We start from the raw sequence: 238 nt of genomic DNA on the forward strand, positions 1-238 counted from the left end.
GGGGGGTCGGCGAGTGGACGAGCGGGTCTGGCAAGGTCCCCTCGAGGACCGGCTGGTCGATGGCGTCCGGGCCGTCCGGCACGGCGACCAGTTCCGCGCCCGCGCTCGTCAGCGCCCGGTGGGCCGAGCGGTAGCCGGGGTCCTCGACCGCGCTGCGTGGCGGACGGCCGAGCCGGGCCCGGCGCGCCTCGACGCGCAGTGACAGCGCCGCCGAGGTCCCCGCAGCGACCACGACGTC

Annotated in this window: 1 pseudogene; it reads right to left on the reverse strand. The window is 78.6% G+C overall.

Annotated features, from left to right (window positions below):
* Nucleotides 1–238, reverse strand: a pseudogene (locus QCD68_RS17300) (PLP-dependent aminotransferase family protein); the annotation flags it as partial.

Source organism: Curtobacterium sp. PsM8 (assembly GCF_030433875.1).
Lineage (GTDB): Bacteria > Actinomycetota > Actinomycetes > Actinomycetales > Microbacteriaceae > Curtobacterium.